The organism is Actinoplanes sp. NPDC049265, assembly GCF_043197135.1.
GTDB lineage: Bacteria > Actinomycetota > Actinomycetes > Mycobacteriales > Micromonosporaceae > Actinoplanes.
Genome location: NZ_JBICSP010000070.1, coordinates 1 through 1,071, shown reverse-complemented (window position 1 = coordinate 1,071; position 1,071 = coordinate 1). Strand labels below are relative to the sequence as shown.

Sequence of the window (1,071 nt, the reverse complement as noted above, 5' to 3'; positions counted from 1 at the left end):
CCCGCCCGCAACGCCTGAACCGCCAAGTGCATCGCCACCAACGACGACGAACACGCCGTATCCACGGTCATCGCCGGACCTTCCAGGCCCAGCACATAGGAAACTCGCCCGGACAGCACACTTCCGGTTCCGCCGGTCAGGCCGTAGCCCTCCGCGCTTGTCGCGTACCCCGATCCGGCAACTCCGGCGAACAGCCCGGCGAACACTCCCGCCGAGGTCCCACGCAACGACCCCGGGTCGATCCCGGCACGCTCCAGCGCCTCCCAGCACACCTCGAGCAGCAACCGCTGCTGCGGATCCATCCCCGCAGCCTCACGGGGGCTGATGCCGAAGAACCCCGCGTCGAACTCCGTGGCCTCCCGCACGAACCCGCCCGCGCGCGCGTAACTCGTACCCGGGTGATCCGGATCGGGGTCGAACAGCGCCTCCAGATCCCAACCCCGGTCGTCGGGGAACGGACCTACCGCGTCCCCCGCCGACTCCAGGAGCCGCCACAGCTCCTCCGGATCCCCCACCCCGCCGGGAAGCCGGCACCCCATACCCACGATTGCGACCGGCTCGTCCACCGCCATGGCAGCGGCCACCGCAGGTACCGCGGCGCCCGGCTCCCCGGCCAGTTCTCCCCGCAGATGCCGGCCCAGAGTCGCGGGGGTGGGATGGTCGAAGACGGCGCTGTCGGGCAGTCGCATACCGGTAGCGACGGTGAGACGGTTGCGGAGCTCGACGGCGATCAGCGAGTCGAACCCGAGGTCCTTGAAGGAGCGGCCCGCACCAACCAGGTCCGGCGAGGCGTGCCCCAGCACCGCAGCGGCATGCGCACGCACCAGGTCCACCAGGACGGCCTCCTGCCCGGCCTGGTTCAGTCCGGCCAACTGACCGGCCAGTCCCGAGAACGCAGGCACGTCGTCCTGCTCCTCGTCGGCCGCCCGGAGCCGTACCTCACCCACAGCCGGAGCGGTCTGCAACCAATAGCGGGTCCGCTGGAACGCGTACGTCGGCAGCTCGACCCGCTTCGCCGGACCAGTGACCCTTGCCCAGTCCACCGGTATGCCCGCCACGAACGCGTCCGCC

1 protein-coding gene is annotated in these 1,071 nt (G+C 70.9%); it reads right to left on the bottom strand.

What is annotated here, in order from left to right:
* The coding region (locus ACGFIO_RS44350) for a type I polyketide synthase (protein WP_392837342.1) at positions 1–1,071 on the bottom strand (1,071 nt) is incomplete at both ends.